The sequence below is a fragment of the Kribbella albertanoniae genome (assembly GCF_004348455.1).
GTDB lineage: Bacteria > Actinomycetota > Actinomycetes > Propionibacteriales > Kribbellaceae > Kribbella > Kribbella albertanoniae.
The window spans coordinates 51,978-69,146 of record NZ_SMKA01000008.1 but is presented as its reverse complement, the minus strand read 5'-3'; the positions used below and the strand labels follow the sequence as shown (position 1 = coordinate 69,146).

The 17,169-nt window shown below is 68.7% G+C and carries 16 protein-coding genes; 13 read left to right on the top strand and 3 right to left on the bottom strand.

Features of this window, described 5'->3' with window-relative positions; all coding sequences use genetic code 11:
• Positions 1-18: 18 nt before the first annotated feature.
• Complete coding sequence (locus E1261_RS04105) at positions 19-1,245, bottom strand: vanadium-dependent haloperoxidase (protein WP_132402046.1); 1,227 nt, start codon at positions 1,243-1,245, stop codon at positions 19-21.
• A 77-nt stretch (positions 1,246-1,322) separates the two neighbouring features.
• Positions 1,323-1,859 (bottom strand): AMIN-like domain-containing (lipo)protein, encoded by a 537-nt coding sequence (locus E1261_RS04100; RefSeq protein WP_132402043.1) that lies wholly within the window; start codon positions 1,857-1,859, stop codon positions 1,323-1,325.
• A gap of 64 nt (positions 1,860-1,923) precedes the next feature.
• Here E1261_RS04100 and E1261_RS04095 point away from each other — a divergent pair, with 64 nt between their 5' ends.
• The 4 genes from E1261_RS04095 to E1261_RS04080 all read left to right on the top strand — a co-directional run bounded on the left by E1261_RS04095 (position 1,924) and on the right by E1261_RS04080 (position 7,640).
• Positions 1,924-2,730 carry a GNAT family N-acetyltransferase gene (locus tag E1261_RS04095; RefSeq protein ID WP_132402040.1) on the top strand — a complete coding sequence of 269 codons (807 nt, stop codon included), beginning with the start codon at positions 1,924-1,926 and terminating at the stop codon, positions 2,728-2,730.
• A 45-nt stretch (positions 2,731-2,775) separates the two neighbouring features.
• Positions 2,776-5,412, top strand: coding sequence for a preprotein translocase subunit SecA (locus E1261_RS04090; RefSeq protein ID WP_132402037.1), 2,637 nt, complete (start codon positions 2,776-2,778; stop codon positions 5,410-5,412).
• A 387-nt stretch (positions 5,413-5,799) separates the two neighbouring features.
• The gene (locus tag E1261_RS04085) at positions 5,800-7,341 is read left to right on the top strand and encodes a replication-associated recombination protein A (protein WP_132402034.1); all 1,542 of its coding nucleotides are present in this window, start codon (positions 5,800-5,802) and stop codon (positions 7,339-7,341) included.
• Positions 7,338-7,640, top strand: a complete 303-nt coding sequence (locus E1261_RS04080; RefSeq protein ID WP_132402031.1) for a nuclear transport factor 2 family protein — start codon at positions 7,338-7,340, stop codon at positions 7,638-7,640. The genes E1261_RS04085 and E1261_RS04080 overlap by 4 nt, the downstream gene beginning before the upstream one ends.
• Before the next feature lie 38 nt (positions 7,641-7,678).
• On the opposite strand, the gene E1261_RS04075 is transcribed toward E1261_RS04080, so the two are convergent.
• Positions 7,679-8,047, bottom strand: a complete 369-nt coding sequence (locus E1261_RS04075; RefSeq protein WP_132402028.1) for a SitI3 family protein — start codon at positions 8,045-8,047, stop codon at positions 7,679-7,681.
• A gap of 131 nt (positions 8,048-8,178) precedes the next feature.
• On the opposite strand from E1261_RS04075, the gene E1261_RS04070 reads away from it, so the two are divergent.
• The 9 genes from E1261_RS04070 to E1261_RS04030 are packed head-to-tail and all read left to right on the top strand — an operon-like array spanning position 8,179 to position 17,149.
• Positions 8,179-8,589 (top strand): DUF948 domain-containing protein, encoded by a 411-nt coding sequence (locus tag E1261_RS04070; RefSeq protein ID WP_132402025.1) that lies wholly within the window; start codon positions 8,179-8,181, stop codon positions 8,587-8,589.
• Complete coding sequence (locus E1261_RS04065) at positions 8,586-8,825, top strand: DUF6167 family protein (RefSeq protein ID WP_132402022.1); 240 nt, start codon at positions 8,586-8,588, stop codon at positions 8,823-8,825. The genes E1261_RS04070 and E1261_RS04065 overlap by 4 nt, the downstream gene beginning before the upstream one ends.
• Before the next feature lie 4 nt (positions 8,826-8,829).
• Positions 8,830-11,499: an alanine--tRNA ligase gene (gene alaS / locus E1261_RS04060; protein ID WP_132402019.1), complete on the top strand. Its 2,670-nt coding sequence runs from the start codon at positions 8,830-8,832 to the stop codon at positions 11,497-11,499.
• A gap of 14 nt (positions 11,500-11,513) precedes the next feature.
• Positions 11,514-11,960 carry a Holliday junction resolvase RuvX gene (gene ruvX / locus E1261_RS04055; protein WP_338033907.1) on the top strand — a complete coding sequence of 149 codons (447 nt, stop codon included), beginning with the start codon at positions 11,514-11,516 and terminating at the stop codon, positions 11,958-11,960.
• Positions 11,957-13,129 carry an endolytic transglycosylase MltG gene (gene mltG, locus E1261_RS04050; RefSeq protein ID WP_132402013.1) on the top strand — a complete coding sequence of 391 codons (1,173 nt, stop codon included), beginning with the start codon at positions 11,957-11,959 and terminating at the stop codon, positions 13,127-13,129. Before ruvX ends, mltG begins: the two co-directional genes overlap by 4 nt.
• Before the next feature lie 3 nt (positions 13,130-13,132).
• On the top strand, positions 13,133-13,957 hold the full coding sequence (locus E1261_RS04045) for a shikimate dehydrogenase (RefSeq protein ID WP_132402010.1): 825 nt from the start codon (positions 13,133-13,135) through the stop codon (positions 13,955-13,957).
• Positions 13,944-15,395 (top strand): FAD-binding oxidoreductase, encoded by a 1,452-nt coding sequence (locus E1261_RS04040; RefSeq protein ID WP_132402007.1) that lies wholly within the window; start codon positions 13,944-13,946, stop codon positions 15,393-15,395. The genes E1261_RS04045 and E1261_RS04040 overlap by 14 nt, the downstream gene beginning before the upstream one ends.
• 13 nt (positions 15,396-15,408) lie before the next feature.
• The gene (locus E1261_RS04035; RefSeq protein WP_132402004.1) at positions 15,409-16,452 is read left to right on the top strand and encodes a DUF2330 domain-containing protein; all 1,044 of its coding nucleotides are present in this window, start codon (positions 15,409-15,411) and stop codon (positions 16,450-16,452) included.
• Positions 16,442-17,149, top strand: a complete 708-nt coding sequence (locus E1261_RS04030; RefSeq protein WP_238175994.1) for a prepilin peptidase — start codon at positions 16,442-16,444, stop codon at positions 17,147-17,149. The genes E1261_RS04035 and E1261_RS04030 overlap by 11 nt, the downstream gene beginning before the upstream one ends.
• Positions 17,150-17,169: the final 20 nt, after the last annotated feature.

Here is a 17,169-nt window from a genome sequence, read left to right as displayed (position 1 = left end):
CGCCCGCCGGAGCTGCGGTCAACGGAAGAGCTTGTAGGCGTTCTGGATCGTGTGGGCGGCGACCGCACGGCCCAGAGTCGCACCGACGGTGTCCGCGGTGCGGGTGTGGATCCCGGACCAGACGCGGGCGTCGACGTTCTCGGCGGTGAGCTGTCGCCAGTCCGTGTAGGTGCGGGTCACGCCGGGAGCTGTCGGGCTGCCGATCGTGTAGGGCTTGGCTGTGCGTGGGCCCACCAGAGCGGTCAGCACCTGTTCTGCCGAGCCGGAGTACGTCGTGTGACCGCTCGGGTAGTCCGGGTGGGCCGGTGTGTTGTGCAGGGGCGTCCACTGCGCATCCACGGTCGCGCGCAACGCGGTCACCGGGCGCCAGCGCTGGTACGCGTACTTGGTGTCGGAGGTGGCGATCTGGGTGTCCACGGAGGCGACGTGGAACAGTGCGACCAGCTTGACGCGCTCGGCCAACGGACGCCGTACCGCTTCAGCCACTGCGACGCGTAGCGGCTCGGTGTAGAGCACGTACGACGAGCCGTACCAGAACTGCGCCGTGTCGGTCTGGGCCTGGGTGCGGGTGGTGCTGGCGAGGGCTCCGTCCGCACGGACCTCGGCCAGGTCGCGGTTGTACCGCGGACTACCCAGCGCCGGCGGCGGCCCGGGGCGGAACTGGTCAGCTGCCTTGAGCAGGAAGGGCTTGGCCACGCGATTCCCGTACTGCGTTCCCGGGCTGTACGTCGGCGGCGTCGGCTGCCAAACGCCAGGGCTGGTGGACGGTGGGCTGAACGGTGCATTCACCGCCGCCGGATCCAGCCCGTCGTTGGCGCGGGAGGCCAGTAAAGCCTTGGCCTGCTGGCGCCCGGCCGCCGCGCCGGCAGTCTCGTCGGCGCCGTCAGGGATCCGGCCGAGTGTGGTGGCGAGCGCCTCGTCGAGCTGCGTCTTGCGAGCAGGCGCGAGCGTCACCAAGGTCTCGTGGACCGCCGCGGCCAGTGCGGCCTCTTTGTACGGCGTTGCTGCAGCAGCTGACCGGGTGAGCGCGCGACCGGCCGCGAGCCAGCCGATCGCCCAGGTGCGGTTGTTCGTCACCTGGGTCGGCGCACCGGCCGCAGCGATCGTGTTCGCCGTGACGTCGTACCACTCCAGGGCGACGTCGACCGGCTGAGTGGGAGTGCCTGCCGCCGGGCCGGCAAGCACTGTGGACAAGATCAGGGCGGGAACGGCCGCCAGAACAAGGGCTTTGCGTTGGGTCGTCACCTGAGAAGCGTGACAGGTTGTGACCGTCACCAAACACCTGTATCACTACTTGGGAACTAGACTTTCAGCTTGACGAATCACCAGCGGTGCGCGACGTCGATCACCAGCCGGTCGGACAGCGTGATGACCCGGAACGGCAGCCGGGCGCGGACGCCGAGCCCGAGAGTCGTCTGCCCTTCGAAGCTTCCGGCGTACGCGACCTGCCGGAAGGTGTCGTAGCCGCGGACATCCGGGGCCTTGAGCGCTTTGTACGACGGCGCCTGGACGATGATCTGCAGCTTCGCGCCACCACGCAGCGGGACGACGAAACCGGAGCCGTCCTGGGTGACGTTGCTGACGTAGCGAACGTCGTACCCAGGAGCTCGGCCTTGCAGGTCGACGACGAGCCGGTCGAAGCAGGCGTGCCTTCCGGTGCGGACGGCGACTGCCGGGGACTCGACCATCCGGGCGTTCGCTTCGGGCAGCGATCCCCAGCCGGATGGGCAGGACACGGTGGCGGTGGAGACTGTCTGAGGGGCGGGGGACGAGCCGGGTGCAGCCAGTGCAGCCACAGGAATTGCGGCTACAACCAGCGCGGCGAGGATCGTCTTCGTGGGGATGTGGTTGATGTTCATGATGGTCCCCCTCTCAGGACTTACTCGTTGGACGCCGACGGGGCCGGATTGGTTGACTGCGACGATGACGCCAGACGAACTGCTCGACGTGTTCCATCGCCGCATCCGGTTGCCGGACGCGGACACGATCCCCGGCTGGAAGGTCGAGCACGACGGCCTGGTGCACCGCTCGTACGTCGAGGGCCCGGAAGGCGCGGGTTTCGTCGAGACACCGCGCGGGCTGGGCGACGACCCGGACGCGGTCATCGCCCGCGAACTCGCCTTCTTCGGCGAGCGTGGATTGTCGTTCGAGTGGAAGACCTACGCGTACGACGAACCGGCCGACCTCGGTGAGCGGCTGGTCCGGGCGGGGTTCACGCGGGAGGACCCGGAGACGCTGATCCTGGGTGAGGTCGACCGGATCCTCGAGCGGCCGTCGGCGCTGCCGTCGAAGGCGGTTCTGCGGGAGGCCGAGGGGCCGGACGATTTCCACCGGATCGCCGTACTGATGAACGACCTGTGGGGCAACGGCCTGACCGGGGTCGAGGAGCGGCTGGCGGCCGAGGCGCGGATGTTCCCGGAGCGGTTGTCGGTGTTCCTGATCGAGGACGCGCTGCGCGGTGCGGACGGTCCGGTCGCGTCGGCGGCCTGGATCCGGTTCCACCCGGGCACGGGGTTCGCCAGCCTGTGGGGTGGCGGCACGCTGCCCGAGTGGCGCCGGCAGGGCCTCTACAGCTCGCTGCTGGTGCACCGGGCCCAACTGGCCAAGGAACGCGGGTACGAATTCCTCCGCGTCGACGCCTCCGAGGACTCCCGCCCGATCCTGCAGAAACTGGGCCTGCACGGGGTCACCACGACCACGCCGTACGAGTGGAGCCCTGAGACACGCTGACCTGGTCGGCGGAACGACACGCCGAGGCTGTACGTTGCCGTCATTATGGCTCTGAAAATCACCTCGCGCTTTCGCCGGCTGCTGCAGCGTCCCGGATCGATCAACCTCGGCCCCTACGAGCGGCTCTCGCAGCTGGTGCTCGAGGCGGAGGAGACTGTCGAGCCGCTGACCGACGAGGAGCTCACCGAGTCCGTCAGTGAGCTCCGGACCACCGGTGGGCTGCACGAGGACGAGCAGATCGAGTTCCTGGCGCTGGCCCGGGACGCGGCTCGGCGCACGCTGGGTGAGTCGGCGTTCGACGGCCAGATCGTGGGCGCGCTGGCGATGATGCAGGGCCGAGTGGTCGAGATGGCGACCGGTGAGGGCAAGACGCTCGCCGGTGCGTTCGCCGCGGCCGGGTACGCGGTCGGTGGCCGCAGGGTGCACGTGCTGGCGGTCAACGACTACCTGGCCCGCCGCGACGCGGAGTGGATGGCGCCGGTCTACGAGCTGCTCGGGGTGACGGTGTCGCACGTCGGCCAGGCCTCCACGCCGGAGGAGCGACGGACGGCGTACCAGGCTGAGGTTTGCTACGTGCCGGTCAGCGAGGTCGGCTTCGACGTACTGCGCGACCGGCTCGTCAACGACGTGTCGGAGCGGGTCACGACCGAGCCGGACGTGGCGCTGGTCGACGAGGCGGACTCCGTGCTGATCGACGAGGCCCGCGTGCCGCTGGTGCTCGCCGGGGCGACCCGGACCGAGGAGCTGGACGACGACGTCGTACAGATCGTCCGCACGCTGCGCGCCGGCGTCGACTACGAGATCGACGGCGACGGCCGGACCGTCGCACTGACGGACCGCGGCACCGACAAGGTCGAGAAGGCCTTCGGTGAGCGCGCCGCCGTCGTCGCCGAGGCCGCGAAGGCCGAAGCTGTGCAGGCCGATGTTGAAGAGGCCGACTCCGAGGACGAGGTTGCGGAAGACGCCGAGGACAAGGCGGAAGACGAAGTCGCGGCGCCGAGCGTCAACTTGTACGACGACGAGAACCTCGACCGGCTGACCCAGATCAACGTCGCGCTGCACGCCGAGGTGCTGCTGCGCAAGGACGTCGACTACCTGGTCCGCGACGGCAAGGTCAGCCTGATCAACAACAACCGCGGCCGGATCGCCAAGCTGCAGCGCTGGCCCGACGGTCTGCAGGCCGCCGTGGAGGCGAAGGAAGCCGTCCCGGTCAGTGACTCCGGTGAGGTGCTCGACAGCATCACCGTGCAGGCGCTGATCAAGGGCTACAAGTCGCTCTGCGGCATGACCGGTACGGCGGTGGTCGTCGGCGAGTCGCTCCAGGAGTTCTACGACGTCGAGGTGGCCGTCGTACCGCCGAACAAGCCGAACATCCGCAAGGATGCCGAGGACCGGCTGTACCTGACCGTCGAGCAGAAGAACGTCGCCCTCGTCGAGCACATCGCCGAGGTGCACGAGACCGGCCGCCCGATCCTGATCGGCACCCACAGTGTCGAGGAGTCCGAGCAGCTGAGCGACCGGCTCGAGGCCGCCGAGATCCCGCACGTCGTGCTGAACGCGAAGAACGACGCCGAGGAGGCGGGCATCATCGCCGAGGCCGGTGTGCCGGGGACGGTCACCGTTTCGACGCAGATGGCCGGTCGCGGTACCGACATCCGCCTCGGTGGCAAGGACGAGTCGCACGACAAGGACAAGGCCATCGAGCTCGGCGGCCTGTACGTGATCGGCACCGGCCTGCACGCATCCCGCCGGCTCGACGACCAGCTGCGCGGCCGCGCCGGCCGCCAGGGCGACCCGGGCGGTTCGCTGTTCTTCGCCAGCCTCGGCGACGAACTCGTCGTCCGGTACTCCGTTTCGTCCGGCCTGCGCCCGCACCCGGACGAGACCGGCCGCCTCAACGACCGTAAGTCCGTCGGCATGCTCGACCACGCCCAGCGGGTCGCGGATGGCGCCAACGCCGAGCTGCACCGTACGACGTGGCAGTACCACCGGCTCACCGGTCAGCAGCGTTCGATCCTGCTCGACACCCGCGAGAAGGTGCTGACCGAGGACCTGGCCGCGACCGAGCTGTCCGAGCGGGTCAAGGAGAAGTACGACGAACTGGTCGAGGAGCACGGCGAGGACAAGGTGAAGGACGCCGCCCGGCGGATCGCCCTGCACCACCTCGACCGCCGCTGGACCGACCACCTCGCCTTCCTGGCGGACCTGCGCGAGGGCATCCACCTGCGCTCCCTGGCCGGCGGCATCGTGCACATGAAGCCGATCGACGAGTTCAACAAGTCCGCGATCGCGTCGTTCGACACGCTCATCGCCGACGCCTGGAAGGACGCCGCCGAAACCTTCGCCGAGGCCACCATCACGGATTCTGGCCTGGACGAAGCGGCCTCCGGCGTCCCGCGCCCGACCGCCACCTGGACCTACCTCGTCAACGACAACCCCTTCGGCACCGAAGCCGACCGGATCCTCGGCCGGCTCCGCAACGCCATCCGCCCGCAGTCGGGGGCCGAGGCCGAGGAGATCCTCCCGGAGGACTTCGACGAGGACGACCTCCCCGAAGAACTCCGCGACGCCGACTCCGACGACGACCTCCCCGAGGAACTCCGCGAAGCCGACTCCGACGACCTCCCCGAAGAACTCCGCGAAGCCGACTCCGACGACGACCCGAAGGACGCCAAGAAGTAGCCGGCCACGCCGCTTTTGTGGAGTCTGGCTGCCGCTCCGTGGCAGTACGACTCCACAAACCCCCGCAACTCCGATCGGAGGCGGCCGGCGACGTCTGCGGTAGCTGGTCCGCGCCACCACTGGTGGCCTGAGACACCTTGTGACGGCTGGAGACCTGTGGCACGGAGTCTCCGGCCCCAGCTTCTGGTCTCCGGCCACAACTGGTGGCGTGGGCGGCGGCTCAAACGGGGAATCCGGGCAATCCGCCGTACTGCGGTCACCAACTGGGGACTGCGGACAGCCGGTCAGATGTCCCACGTCCCCACTTCATGCACGCGGTCCCCAGCGACCGCCCACCCCGGCCACCCAGCAACGCGGAATGTCGGTGGCAGTGGTTAGGCTCTTGGGGTGAGTGAGGGCTTGTTCGATCTGCCGGGAGCTCCTGCGCCTGCGAGGGGTGGCGGGAGCCTGGCGGACGTGGACCATACGGCGGCGCCACTGGCTGTCCGGATGCGGCCGCGGAGTCTGGATGAGCTCGTGGGGCAGCAGCATCTGCTGGCCCCGGGTTCGCCGTTGCGGCGGCTGGTCGAGGGGGACCAGCCGATGTCGCTGCTGTTGTGGGGGCCGCCGGGGACTGGGAAGACCACGATCGCGGCGGTCGTGTCGCACCAGACGAACCGGAAGTTCGTGGAGCTGTCCGCGGTCACGGCCGGGGTGAAGGACGTTCGGCAGGTGATCGACGGGGCGCGGCGTGACCTGGCCCGCCCGGGCGGTGCTGTCGAGACGGTGTTGTTCATCGACGAGGTCCACCGCTTCACGAAGGCCCAGCAGGACGCCCTCCTGCCCGGCGTCGAGAACCGCTGGGTCACCCTGGTCGCCGCCACCACGGAGAACCCGTTCTTCTCGGTCATCTCCCCGCTGCTGTCCCGCAGCCTGCTCCTCACCCTGGAATCGCTCACCGACGACGACATCTCGGTGCTCCTGGATCGCGCGCTCGTCGACGAGCGAGGGCTGGCCGGAGAGTTCACGCTGGCACCCGACGCCCGCGACCACCTGCTCCGGATGGCCGGGGGAGACGCGCGCCGAGCTCTGACCTACCTGGAAGCAGCAGCCGGCGGAGCCCGCGCCAAACACCCTGCCAAGCCCACCCCCGCCACATCCACGGGTGACGACTCAGCATCCGCCGCCTCGGTGGACGACGACTCCGCGAGCGCCGACTCCGCGAGCGCCGATTCCGCGAGCGCCGATTCCGCGAGTGCCGATTCCGCGAGTGCCGGCCCCGCGAGTGCCGGCCCCGCGACGACTCCGCCCGCGACGATCGACCTGGAGACGCTGGAGACGGCGGTCGACCAGGCCGCCGTACGGTATGACCGGGCGGGGGATCAGCACTATGACGTGGCTTCGGCGTTGATCAAGTCGATTCGTGGCTCGGACGTGGATGCGGCGATGCACTACCTGGCGCGGATGATCGTGGCCGGTGAGGATCCGCGGTTCATCGCGCGCCGGCTGGTGATCTCGGCCAGTGAGGACATCGGCATGGGTGACCCGACGGCCCTGGGCGTGGCGGTTGCCGCGGCCGACGCCGTACAGCTGATCGGTATGCCGGAGGCGCGGATCAACCTCGCCCAGGCAGTCGTCGCGCTTGCGCTGGCGCCGAAGTCGAACGCCGTCATCACCGCCGTCGACGCCGCGATCGCCGACGTGAAGGCCGGCAAGATCGGTCCGGTCCCGTCCCATCTGCGCGACGCCCATTACGCCGGTGCGAAGAAGATCGGCCACGGCTCGTCGTACCAGTACTCCCACAACGATCCCCGCGGCGTCGTCGGCCAGCAGTACGCCCCCGATGTCATCGACGGCACCGACTACTACAACCCCACCCGCCGCGGCGGCGAAGCGGCGTACGCAGACCGCGTAGACGCCATCCGCAAAATCCTCCGGAACCGCAAATGACCCAACTCGACGACCACGTCACCGCGTTCAACCATGCCGTAACCACCGGCGACTGGGACACCTTCGCCACCCGCTTCGCGGACGACGCCCAGATGACGTTCGTCGGCGTACCAGCTGGCCCTTTCACCGGCCGCGCGACCATCGCCGCCGCCTACGCAGCCAACCCACCCGCCGAAACCATGACCCTGCTCGACCCAGACACCGGCCGCTTCCAATGGGCCGGCGGCGGCACCGGCACGATGCACCTGACCTGGGCCCCCGACGGCACCGTCCAAGAGCTCACAGTCGTCTTCGACTAGTCCTCCGGATAGGGCATCGCAGCCCGGCGCTCGAACGGCTATGGCAGTAGCTCAGGCGCCCAGAACGACTCGCTGACCACCAACTGAGTGCCCCGCCGCAGCAGGAAGATCCGCTCGAAGTCCTGCTGCAGTACGGCGTCGCCCGCCTCCGCGGTCAGTACGGCGATCACGTGCCGCGCGATCTCGTCGTACTGCGGCCCCGGCTCCTCGAACTTGTCGAGCCGGAAGCCGACGCTGATCTCGGGCTCATCTAGCACCAGGTTCGGCCGGCTGTCGGGGTGCACGGTGATCCGCAGGCCGGTCGGGGTCTTGTGGGTCGTGAGGTACCAGACCTCCGGCACCAGCAGCCGGCTGATCACCTCAGCAGGCGTCGCCGTACAAAGCTGAAACGTGTACTCGATCGCCACCCCGCTCACTCTAGGGCCGGTTTGGTGGGGGACTGTTATGTGGGGGATGGTGTCCTGGACGGTTGTGCGGTATGGGCGCGCGATAGGGTCGTGCGGTCCACGTGGTCGCAACGGAAGGTGGATCGTTTTCCATGAGCGTCGGTGAAGTCGCAGGGCTGATAGCGGCCTGCGCGCTGCTCATTCTGGTGGGCCTGCTGGCCTATCCGATCCTGAAGCTCGGCAAGGTGCTGGACGAGACGCGGATCATGGTGAAGGGCGTCTCGGATTCCAGTGTGCCGTTGCTGGGTGAGGTCACCACGACGGTGGCCACCACGAACGCACAGCTGGCCAAGGTGGACACGATCACCGACAACGCGACCACGGTGACCACGAACGCGGCGGCGCTGGTGTCGCTGTTCTCGGCGACCGCGGGTGGGCCGCTGGTGAAGGCGGCGGCGTTCACGTACGGCGTGCGCCGGGCGCTCGGTGAGCAGCAGCGCAAGGACGTGAGCCGCCGGGTGAAGGACGAGATGAAGGCCGAGCGGAAGGCGCGGAAGCGGTGAAGCGAATCTTCTGGCTGATCGTCGGGATCGCCGTGGGTGTCTATGCGGTGACCCGGTTGAAGAAGCGGGCGCAGGTGCTCGCCCCGGAGTCCGTGCAGGAGTCGGCGGCCAAACTGGCCGCGGCGGTCCGGCACTTCGGAGACCAGGTCCGTGAGGGCATGGCGGAGCGCGAAGCAGAATTGAAGGACGCGTTGGGTATCGACGCGGCGGCGAACGAACGTGAGGACTACCGGTAACACCATGGAAACCAGTGAGATCAGGCGGCGGTTCCTGAGCTACTTCGAGGACCGCGGCCACACGGTGGTGCCGAGTGCGCCGTTGCCGTCGCCGGACCCGAACCTGCTGTTCAACGTGGCCGGGATGGCCCAGTTCGTGCCGTACTTCGTCGGCCAGCAGACGCCGCCGTACGCGCGCGCGACCAGTGTCCAGAAGTGTGTCCGGACGCTCGACATCGAAGAGGTCGGGAAGACCACCCGGCACGGCACGTTCTTCCAGATGAACGGCAACTTCTCCTTCGGCGACTACTTCAAGGAGCAGGCGGTCCAGTACGCCTGGGAGCTGGTCACGAAGTCGCAGGCCGACGGTGGCTACGGGTTCGACGAGTCCAAGCTCTACGCCTCGGTGTACTACGAGGACGACGAGGCGATCGACATCTGGAAGCGGGTCGCCGGCCTGCCCGACGACCGGATCGTCCGGCTCGGGATGAAGGACAACTTCTGGTCGATGGGCATCCCCGGCCCGTGCGGCCCGTGCTCGGAGATCCTGATCGACCGCGGGCCGGAGTTCGGCGCGGACCGGGACTGGGAGGCGGGCGACCGCTACCTGGAGTTCTGGAACCTGGTCTTCATGCAGAACATCCGCGGCGAGGGTGGCGGCAAGGACGGCTACCCGATCCTCGGTGAGCTGCCGAAGAAGAACATCGACACCGGTCTCGGCCTCGAGCGCGTCGCGTACCTGCTGCAGGGCGTCGACAACATGTACGAGATCGACGAGATCTTCCCGGTGATCGAGCAGGCCTCGGAGCTGACCGGCCGCAAGTACGGCGTGGACCAGGTGGACGACGTCCGGTTCCGGGTCATCGCCGACCACGTCCGTAGTGCGCTGATGCTGATCGGCGACGGCGTCACCCCGGGCAACGAGCAGGGCGGGTACGTCCTGCGCCGGCTGCTGCGCCGTGCGATCCGCTCGGTCCGCCTGCTGGGCTACGAGGACCCGAGCCTGGTCGAGCTGCTGCCGGTCAGCCTGCAGCAGATGAAGAAGTCGTACCCGGAGCTGGAGGCCGACTTCGGCCGGATCAGTCAGGTCGCGTATGCCGAGGAGGAGGCGTTCCGCCGGACTCTGACGGCCGGTACGACGATCTTCGACCTGGCCGTGAAGGAGACCAAGGCCGGTGGCGCGCACCAGCTCGAGGGCGCGAAGGCGTTCCAGCTGCACGACACCTACGGGTTCCCGATCGACCTGACCGTCGAGATGGCGTCCGAGCAGGGGCTGAACGTCGACACCGAGGGTTTCCGGTCGCTGATGAAGGAACAGCGCGACCGGGCCAAGGCGGACGCGCGGGCCAAGAAGGCCGGTCACGCGGACACCACGGGCTACCGCGAGCTGCGGGAGTCGGGCGTCACCGAGTTCACCGGCTACCAGGAGCTGACCACCGATTCGCGGGTCCGCGGTCTGCTCCGCGACGGTGTGGTCGCCAACGCGGCCGAGCAGGGCGAGACCGTCGAGGTCGTGCTGGAGAAGACCCCGTTCTACGCCGAGTCCGGTGGCCAGATCGCCGACGAGGGCCTGATCGTGGCCGACGGCGTGAAGCTGAAGGTGCTCGACGTTCAGCGTCCGGTCAAGGGCCTGATCGTGCACAAGGTCGAGGTTGTCGAGGGCGTCCTGCGCCCGGGCCTCGACGTACACGCCGAGGTCGATCACGAGTGGCGGGTCTCGGCCTGCCAGGCGCACTCCGGCACGCATGTCGTGCACGCCGCGCTGCGTCAGGTGCTCGGCCCGAACGCGCTGCAGAGCGGTTCGTACAACAAGCCCGGCTACCTGCGGCTCGACTTCGCGTGGGGCTCGGCGCTGGACCAGGCCACTCGCTCCGAGATCGAAGAGGTCGCGAACCTCGCCGTACGGCAGGACCTGCCGGTCGCGGCGCAGTACATGACGCTCCCGGAGGCTCGGGAGTGGGGCGCGCTGGCGCTGTTCGGTGAGACGTACGACGAGCAGGTCCGGGTCGTCGAGATCGGCGGCCCTTGGTCGCGTGAGCTCTGCGGTGGCACGCACGTGAAGCACTCGTCGCAGGTCGGCGCATTGACCGTCACCAGCGAGTCCTCGGTCGGCGCCGGTGTGCGCCGCGTCGAGGCCCTCGTCGGCATGGAGGCACTGCGCTACCTCGGCAAGGAGCGCGCACTCGTCCGGCTGCTCAGCGAGAACCTGAAGGCCCGTCCGGAGGAGCTGGTGGCCAAGGTCGCCGACCTGTCCGACCGGCTGCGCGCGGCGGAGAAGGAGCTCGAGAAGGTCCGCGCCGGTCAGGTGCTGGCGATGGGTGCCGAGCTGGCCGCAGCGCCGCGCGACGTCTTCGGCGTCCAGTACGTCGGCCACCGGGCTCCCGACGGTGTGAACGGTGGGGACCTGCGCAAGCTGGCCCTCGACGTCCGCGGCCGGATGGCGGCCGACAAGCCGGCCGTGGTGGCGGTCCTGAGCGTGAACGACGGCAAGCCCGGCATCGTGATCGCACTGAATGACACTGCCCGTGAGTGGCGGCTGTCGGCCGGTGACCTGGTGCGCGTCGCGGCCGAGAAGCTCGGTGGCAAGGGCGGCGGCAAGGCCGATGTCGCGCAGGGTGGCGGCACGGACGCGTCCGGTGCCGACGCTGCGCTGGCCGCTGTCGAGTACACCGTCGGCCAGCTCGTCACTGGCTGACCATGAGACGGGGCGTGCGGATCGCACTGGATATCGGAGACGCCCGGATCGGCGTCGCCAGCAGCGATCCGCACGGAATCCTGGCCACCCCGGTGGAGACGATCCGCCGGGGGCCCGGTGATCTGGGTAGGATCGCCGCACTCGCCGCCGAACTGGAGGCGTTCGAGATCGTGATCGGTCTGCCACGCTCCCTGTCCGGGGGTGAGGGACCGGCCGCGGTGAAGATCCGGGAGACGGCGAAGCAGGTGCAGGACTTGGTGCAGGCGGGGAACGCGGCTCTGGCGGTGCGGCTGGTGGACGAGCGGTTCACCACGGTCACCGCCGAGCGGATGCTGCGCGAGCGTGGGAAAAAGGGTGCCAAGCGGCGGGCCGTGGTCGACCAGGCCGCGGCGGTCGTGATTCTGCAACATGCGCTCGACCTCGAGCGGGAGACCGGGAACCCACCGGGGAGGGCCTTGTGACGAGACCGACGGTGGACGACGACGACCTGGACCTCGGGCTGCGTCCGGAGAGCCGCCTCGAGCGGCGCCAGAACCGCCGCAAGCAGCGCGCCCGTCGCGGCTTCGGCTGTTTCGCGGTGCTCATCTCGCTGCTCGTCGTGGGCTCCCTGGTGGGCGGCGCGGTGGTCGGCTTCGGCAAGGGTAAGGAAGCGCTGGAGAAGGTCTTCGCGGCCCCGGACTACGAGGGCGAAGGCACTGGCGTGGTGACCGTCGAGATCACCAAGGGCCAGAGCAACTCGTCGATCGCGGACACCCTGGAGAAGAAGGAAGTCGTCAAGAGCGCCAAGGCGTTCGAGCGGGTGGCCCGCAACGACAGTCGCTCACTGCAGATCCAGGCCGCGACCTACACGCTGCGCAAGCACATGTCCGCGAAGGCCGCACTCGAGCTGATGCTGAACACGGACGAGTCGATCAAGGTCCTGCGGTACAGCGTCGCGGCCGGTAAGACCAAGGCCGAGGTGATCAAGATCCTCGAGGCCCCGAAGCTGAAGCTGCCGGCCGGTGCAGTGGCCGCCGCCATGGGCAAACCGGCCACGCTCGGACTGCCGGCGTACGCGAACGGCAACCCGGAAGGCTTCCTCTTCCCCGGCACGTACGACGTGCCGAAGGGTGCGACCGCGACCTCGATGATCAAGCAGATGACCGCGGAGTACGCGAAGAACGCGGCCGCGGTGGACTTCGTCAAGGCCGCCCAGCGTGGCGACGTGGACCCGTACCGCGCGCTGATCGTGGCGAGCATCATCCAGGGCGAGACCAACCGCAAGCAGGACTACGCCAAGGTCGCCCGGGTGATCTACAACCGGCTGCAGGCCGACATGAAGCTGCAGATGGACTCGACCGTGCACTATGCGGTCGGTCGTGGTGGCGGTGTCTTCACCACCAACGAACAGCGGAACTCGGACTCGCCGTACAACACCTACAAGTTCAAGGGCCTGCCGCCGACGCCGATCAGCTCGCCGACCAAGGACACGCTGCGGGCGGCCGTGAACCCGGCGAAGGGCCCGTGGATGTACTTCACGCTGGTCAACCTGGACACCGGCGAGACGGCCTTCGCGACGACGGGCGCCGAGCACCAGGCGAACGTGGCCAAGCTGCAAGCGTGGTGTGCCGCCAACAAGGGCCGGTGCTGACCGATGACCCGCTGTGCTGTGCTCGGGTCGCCGATCGCGCACTCGTTGTCGCCGGCGATGCACCGGGCCGCGTACGCCGCGCTCGGGCTGGACTGGCAGTACGACGCCTTCGAGGTGGCCGAGGACGAGTTGCGCGGGTTCGTCGCGTCGCTGGGTGATGACGTCCGGGGGTTGTCGCTGACGATGCCGTTGAAGCGGGTCGCCCTCGAGCTCGTGGACACGGTCGACCCGGTGGCCGAGCTGATCGGGGCGGCGAACACGATGCTGTTCGAGGCCGACGGATCGCGGTCCGCGCACAACACCGACGTACCGGGGCTGGTGAACGCGTTCGCCGAGCGCGGCATCACGGTGGCCGACTCCGCCCTCGTGGTGGGCGGAGGAGCGACGGCAGCGTCGACGCTCGCAGCCCTGCGGAGTATGAAAGTCAGCGAGGTGACCGTCGTCGTCCGCGATCCGTCGCGGGCCGACCGGCTGCTCGACCTCGCCGCCGAACTGGGACTCCGGACTTCGGTTGCGGATTTTTCCCAGATCGAGCGAACCGGAGGGTTCGATCTGTGCGTCTCAACAGTGCCTGGTGGAGCAATCGATCCATGGGCGGACCACTTCGCGAACGTCGCCCCCGTGGTGTTCGACGTGGCCTACCACCCATGGCCGACCCAGCTCGCCATCGCGGCGCACCGGATCGGTACAGAGCTGTTGAACGGGCTTGATCTCCTTGTGCACCAGGCGACTCTCCAAGTGGAGATGATGACCAAGAGGTCGCCCGCACCGCTGGCGGCCATGAGGGCCGCTGCGCGTGAGGAGCTCAACGATCGTGAGCCAGCTTGACCGTCGTACCGTTCTGAAGGCAGGCGGCGCTGTTGCCGCCATCGCCCTGACCGCCGCTCCGGAAGCGCTGGCACAGACCACCGCCGCACCGAACTGGAACCGGCTGTCGAGATCGCTCCAGGGTGGCAAGCTGTTCATGCCGTCGACGCCTGGGTACGCCGCTGCCCACCAACTCTTCAACCCACGCTGGGATTCGGTGCAGCCGGCCGCGGTCGTCCGTGCCGCGAAGACCGCTGACGTGATCAGCACGATCAACTTCGCCCGAGACAACAAACTCGTGCTGGTGCCGAAGGGCGGCGGTCACTCGTACGTCGGTGCATCCGTGATCAGCAAGGGCATCCAGCTCGACGTCGGTCCGCTGCGCGGCATGACGTACGCGAAGAACGGCGTACTGACCGTCGGCGCCGGAGCACGCCTGTACGACGTTCATGCGTTCCTCGACAAATACGGCCGCTCGCTGCCGACCGGGACCTGCCCGACCGTCGGTGTCGCCGGGCTCACCCTCGGCGGCGGGATGGGGATCCACACCCGTGCCTGGGGCCTGACCTGTGACCGGCTGGTCGGGATGAGCGTGGTCACCGCCGACGGCAAGGCGCGCGTCATCAACACCAAGTCCGACCCGGATCTGTTCTGGGCGCTGCGTGGTGGTGGCGGTGGCAACCTGGCCGTCGTCACGTCGTTCCAGTTCGCGACGATCCCGGGCCCGAAACTCGGGTTCTTCCGGCTGACCTGGCCGGAGGCTCGCGCGGCCGCTGTCGTCGCGGGCTGGCAGAAGTTCATCCAGAAGGCTCCGAGTACGGCGTGGGGCAACCTGCATCTCAATGCCAAGAGCAACGGAACCGTGTCGGTCCACGTGCTCGGCATCTCCACCACCGGCAACGCGGCCGCGGCAGCTGCTCAACTGGAGTCGTTCGTCGGCTCGAAGGCGAGCACACGCTCGATCACCGTGAAGACGCACATGGAGGCGGTGAAGTACCTCGGCGGTGGAACGACCAGCCCGCGTACCGGGTTCCTAGCCGGTTCCGACGTACTGCGCGCGCCGATGAACGCGTCGTCCATCAACGCGCTGATCGGTGCGGTCAAGTCCGCAGCGCGCGCCAAGACTCCGGCCGCGGCGATCATCGACCCGCTCGGCGGTCAGGCCGCCAAACAGCCGGCCGGAGGTGCGGCCTGGCCGTGGCGGTCCGCGCTCGGCGTCATCCAGTGGTACGTCGGGACGGCAGCGCACCCGTCATCCGCACAGCTCAAGGCCGCGCAGACCTTCATCGACCACGGTCACGGTGCGGTCCGCTCGTTCTCGGCCGGCGGTTACGCCAACTACGTCGAGGCCCGCCGCGGCGTCGCGACCTACTACGGCAGCAGCCTGCCCCGGTTGCGCGCAGTCAAAAAGAAGTACGACCCGCAAGGCTTTTTCCGCACTTCGTACACCTTCGGGTAGCTAGTCTCCCGCCATGAAGTTGTGGCGGGTCATTGCGGGAGTGCTGGCGCTCGGGTTTGTCGTGGCCGGGGTGACGCCGGCCTGGGCGTGTGCCTGCGGCGGATACATGACCGACGTGGAGTCGCGCGCGCGGGCGGCCGGTGAGAAGGCGCTCGTGCGGTACGACGGCCGCGGGACCGAGGAGATCACGCTGTCGATGGCGATCGATGGGTCGTCGAAGAAGGCGGCCTGGATCATGCCGGTCCCGAATCCGGCCAAAGTCGAACTGGGTGACGCCGAACTGTTCAGGCGGCTGGAGCAGCTGACCGCGCCGAAGGTGGTGAAGCGCACGACCTATTGGCCGTTCCGCGGTCTCGCACCGTTCGACCGGGACGGGTACGGCTCGGGCGAGGCGCCGACGGCTGCCGGCGGCGTCAGTGTTCGCGAGCAGATGACGCTCGGCCCGTTCGAGATCGCCCGCCTGGGTGGCAACAGCGCGACCGCGGTGACGGACTGGCTGCGGACGAACCAGTACGTCGTACCGGACACGCTCGGTGCCAACCTGACGCCGTACGTGCGTGAGGGCTGGGAGATCGTCGCGGTGAAGCTGACCCCGAAGTCGGCCGGCGAGAGCCTGACCGGCGCGACGCCGCCGCTGCGGCTGACGTTTGCCTCGGACAAGATCGTGTACCCGATGCGGCTGAGCAAAGGCGCGACCACAGCTCAGTCGGTGGCCGTGCACGTCGCGGCTCCGTATCGCGTCGACGCCACTGCGCTTCCGGTCGCAGGCCAGCAGCCCGAGCTCATCTATGCCGGTCGCGCCAACGACCCGGCGCTGCTGGCTCCGGCCGACTACCTGACCACGTTCAGGGTGACCTACTACGAGCCCGGCCGGATCACCTCGGACTTCACCTTCGCCAAAGCTGCGACCGACGAGCCGTTCCAGCAGGTCAGGTACGTCACCCGCAACGAGGCCAGGCCGAGCACGCTCGCCATCCTGCTCGGCGTGCCCCTGCTGATCGGTGGCGGTTTTGCCCTGTTCCGGAGGCGGTCTAGGCTCCAGGATCGTGCCGGCTGACAACGCGTTGCTCGCCGCAGGGGCCGGGGTAGTCCTCTGCGGGCCGGCGGCGTTCGTCCTCGGTCCATGGCTGATGCGACACATCCCCGAGCCGGTACTTGAAGAGGGCGACACCAAGATCCGGTACGCCGACCTCGCCGGCCCGCGCGCGGCGTACTGGTGTGGTGGTCTGGCTGCTGTCTCCGGCGGACTGCTCGGCTGGGTGCTTGGCACGGACTCCGCGCTGGCCGCCTGGCTGCTGCTCGCGGTGGCCGGTGCGGTGCTCGGGTACATCGACGCGCGGACGCGGTATCTGCCGTCGGCGATCATCTGGCCGTCGTACGGCGTGGTCGGGGTCGCGCTGGTCGCAGCGGCGCTGGTGTCGGGGGAGTGGGGCTCATTGCGGCGGGCTGCGATCGCGGGACTGATCGGGTTCGGGGTGTTCTACCTGCTGTGGTTCGTGTTTCCGCGCGGGGTCGGTTTCGGCGACGTGCGATTGTCCGGGCTGCTGGGGATCGCGCTCGGGTGGCTCGGTTGGGGTGAGTTCGCGAGTGGCCTGTACGGCGGGTTCTTCCTCGGCGCGGTGGTCGGGATCGTGCTGATCGTGGCCAGGGTGATGACGCGGAAGCAGATGGTGCCGTTCGGCCCGTTCATGCTGATCGGCGCACTCGGCGGGGTGTTCGTGGGTGAGCCGTTGGCGAGGTTGTACACCGGATAGGTGATGTCGTTGCTCCACCA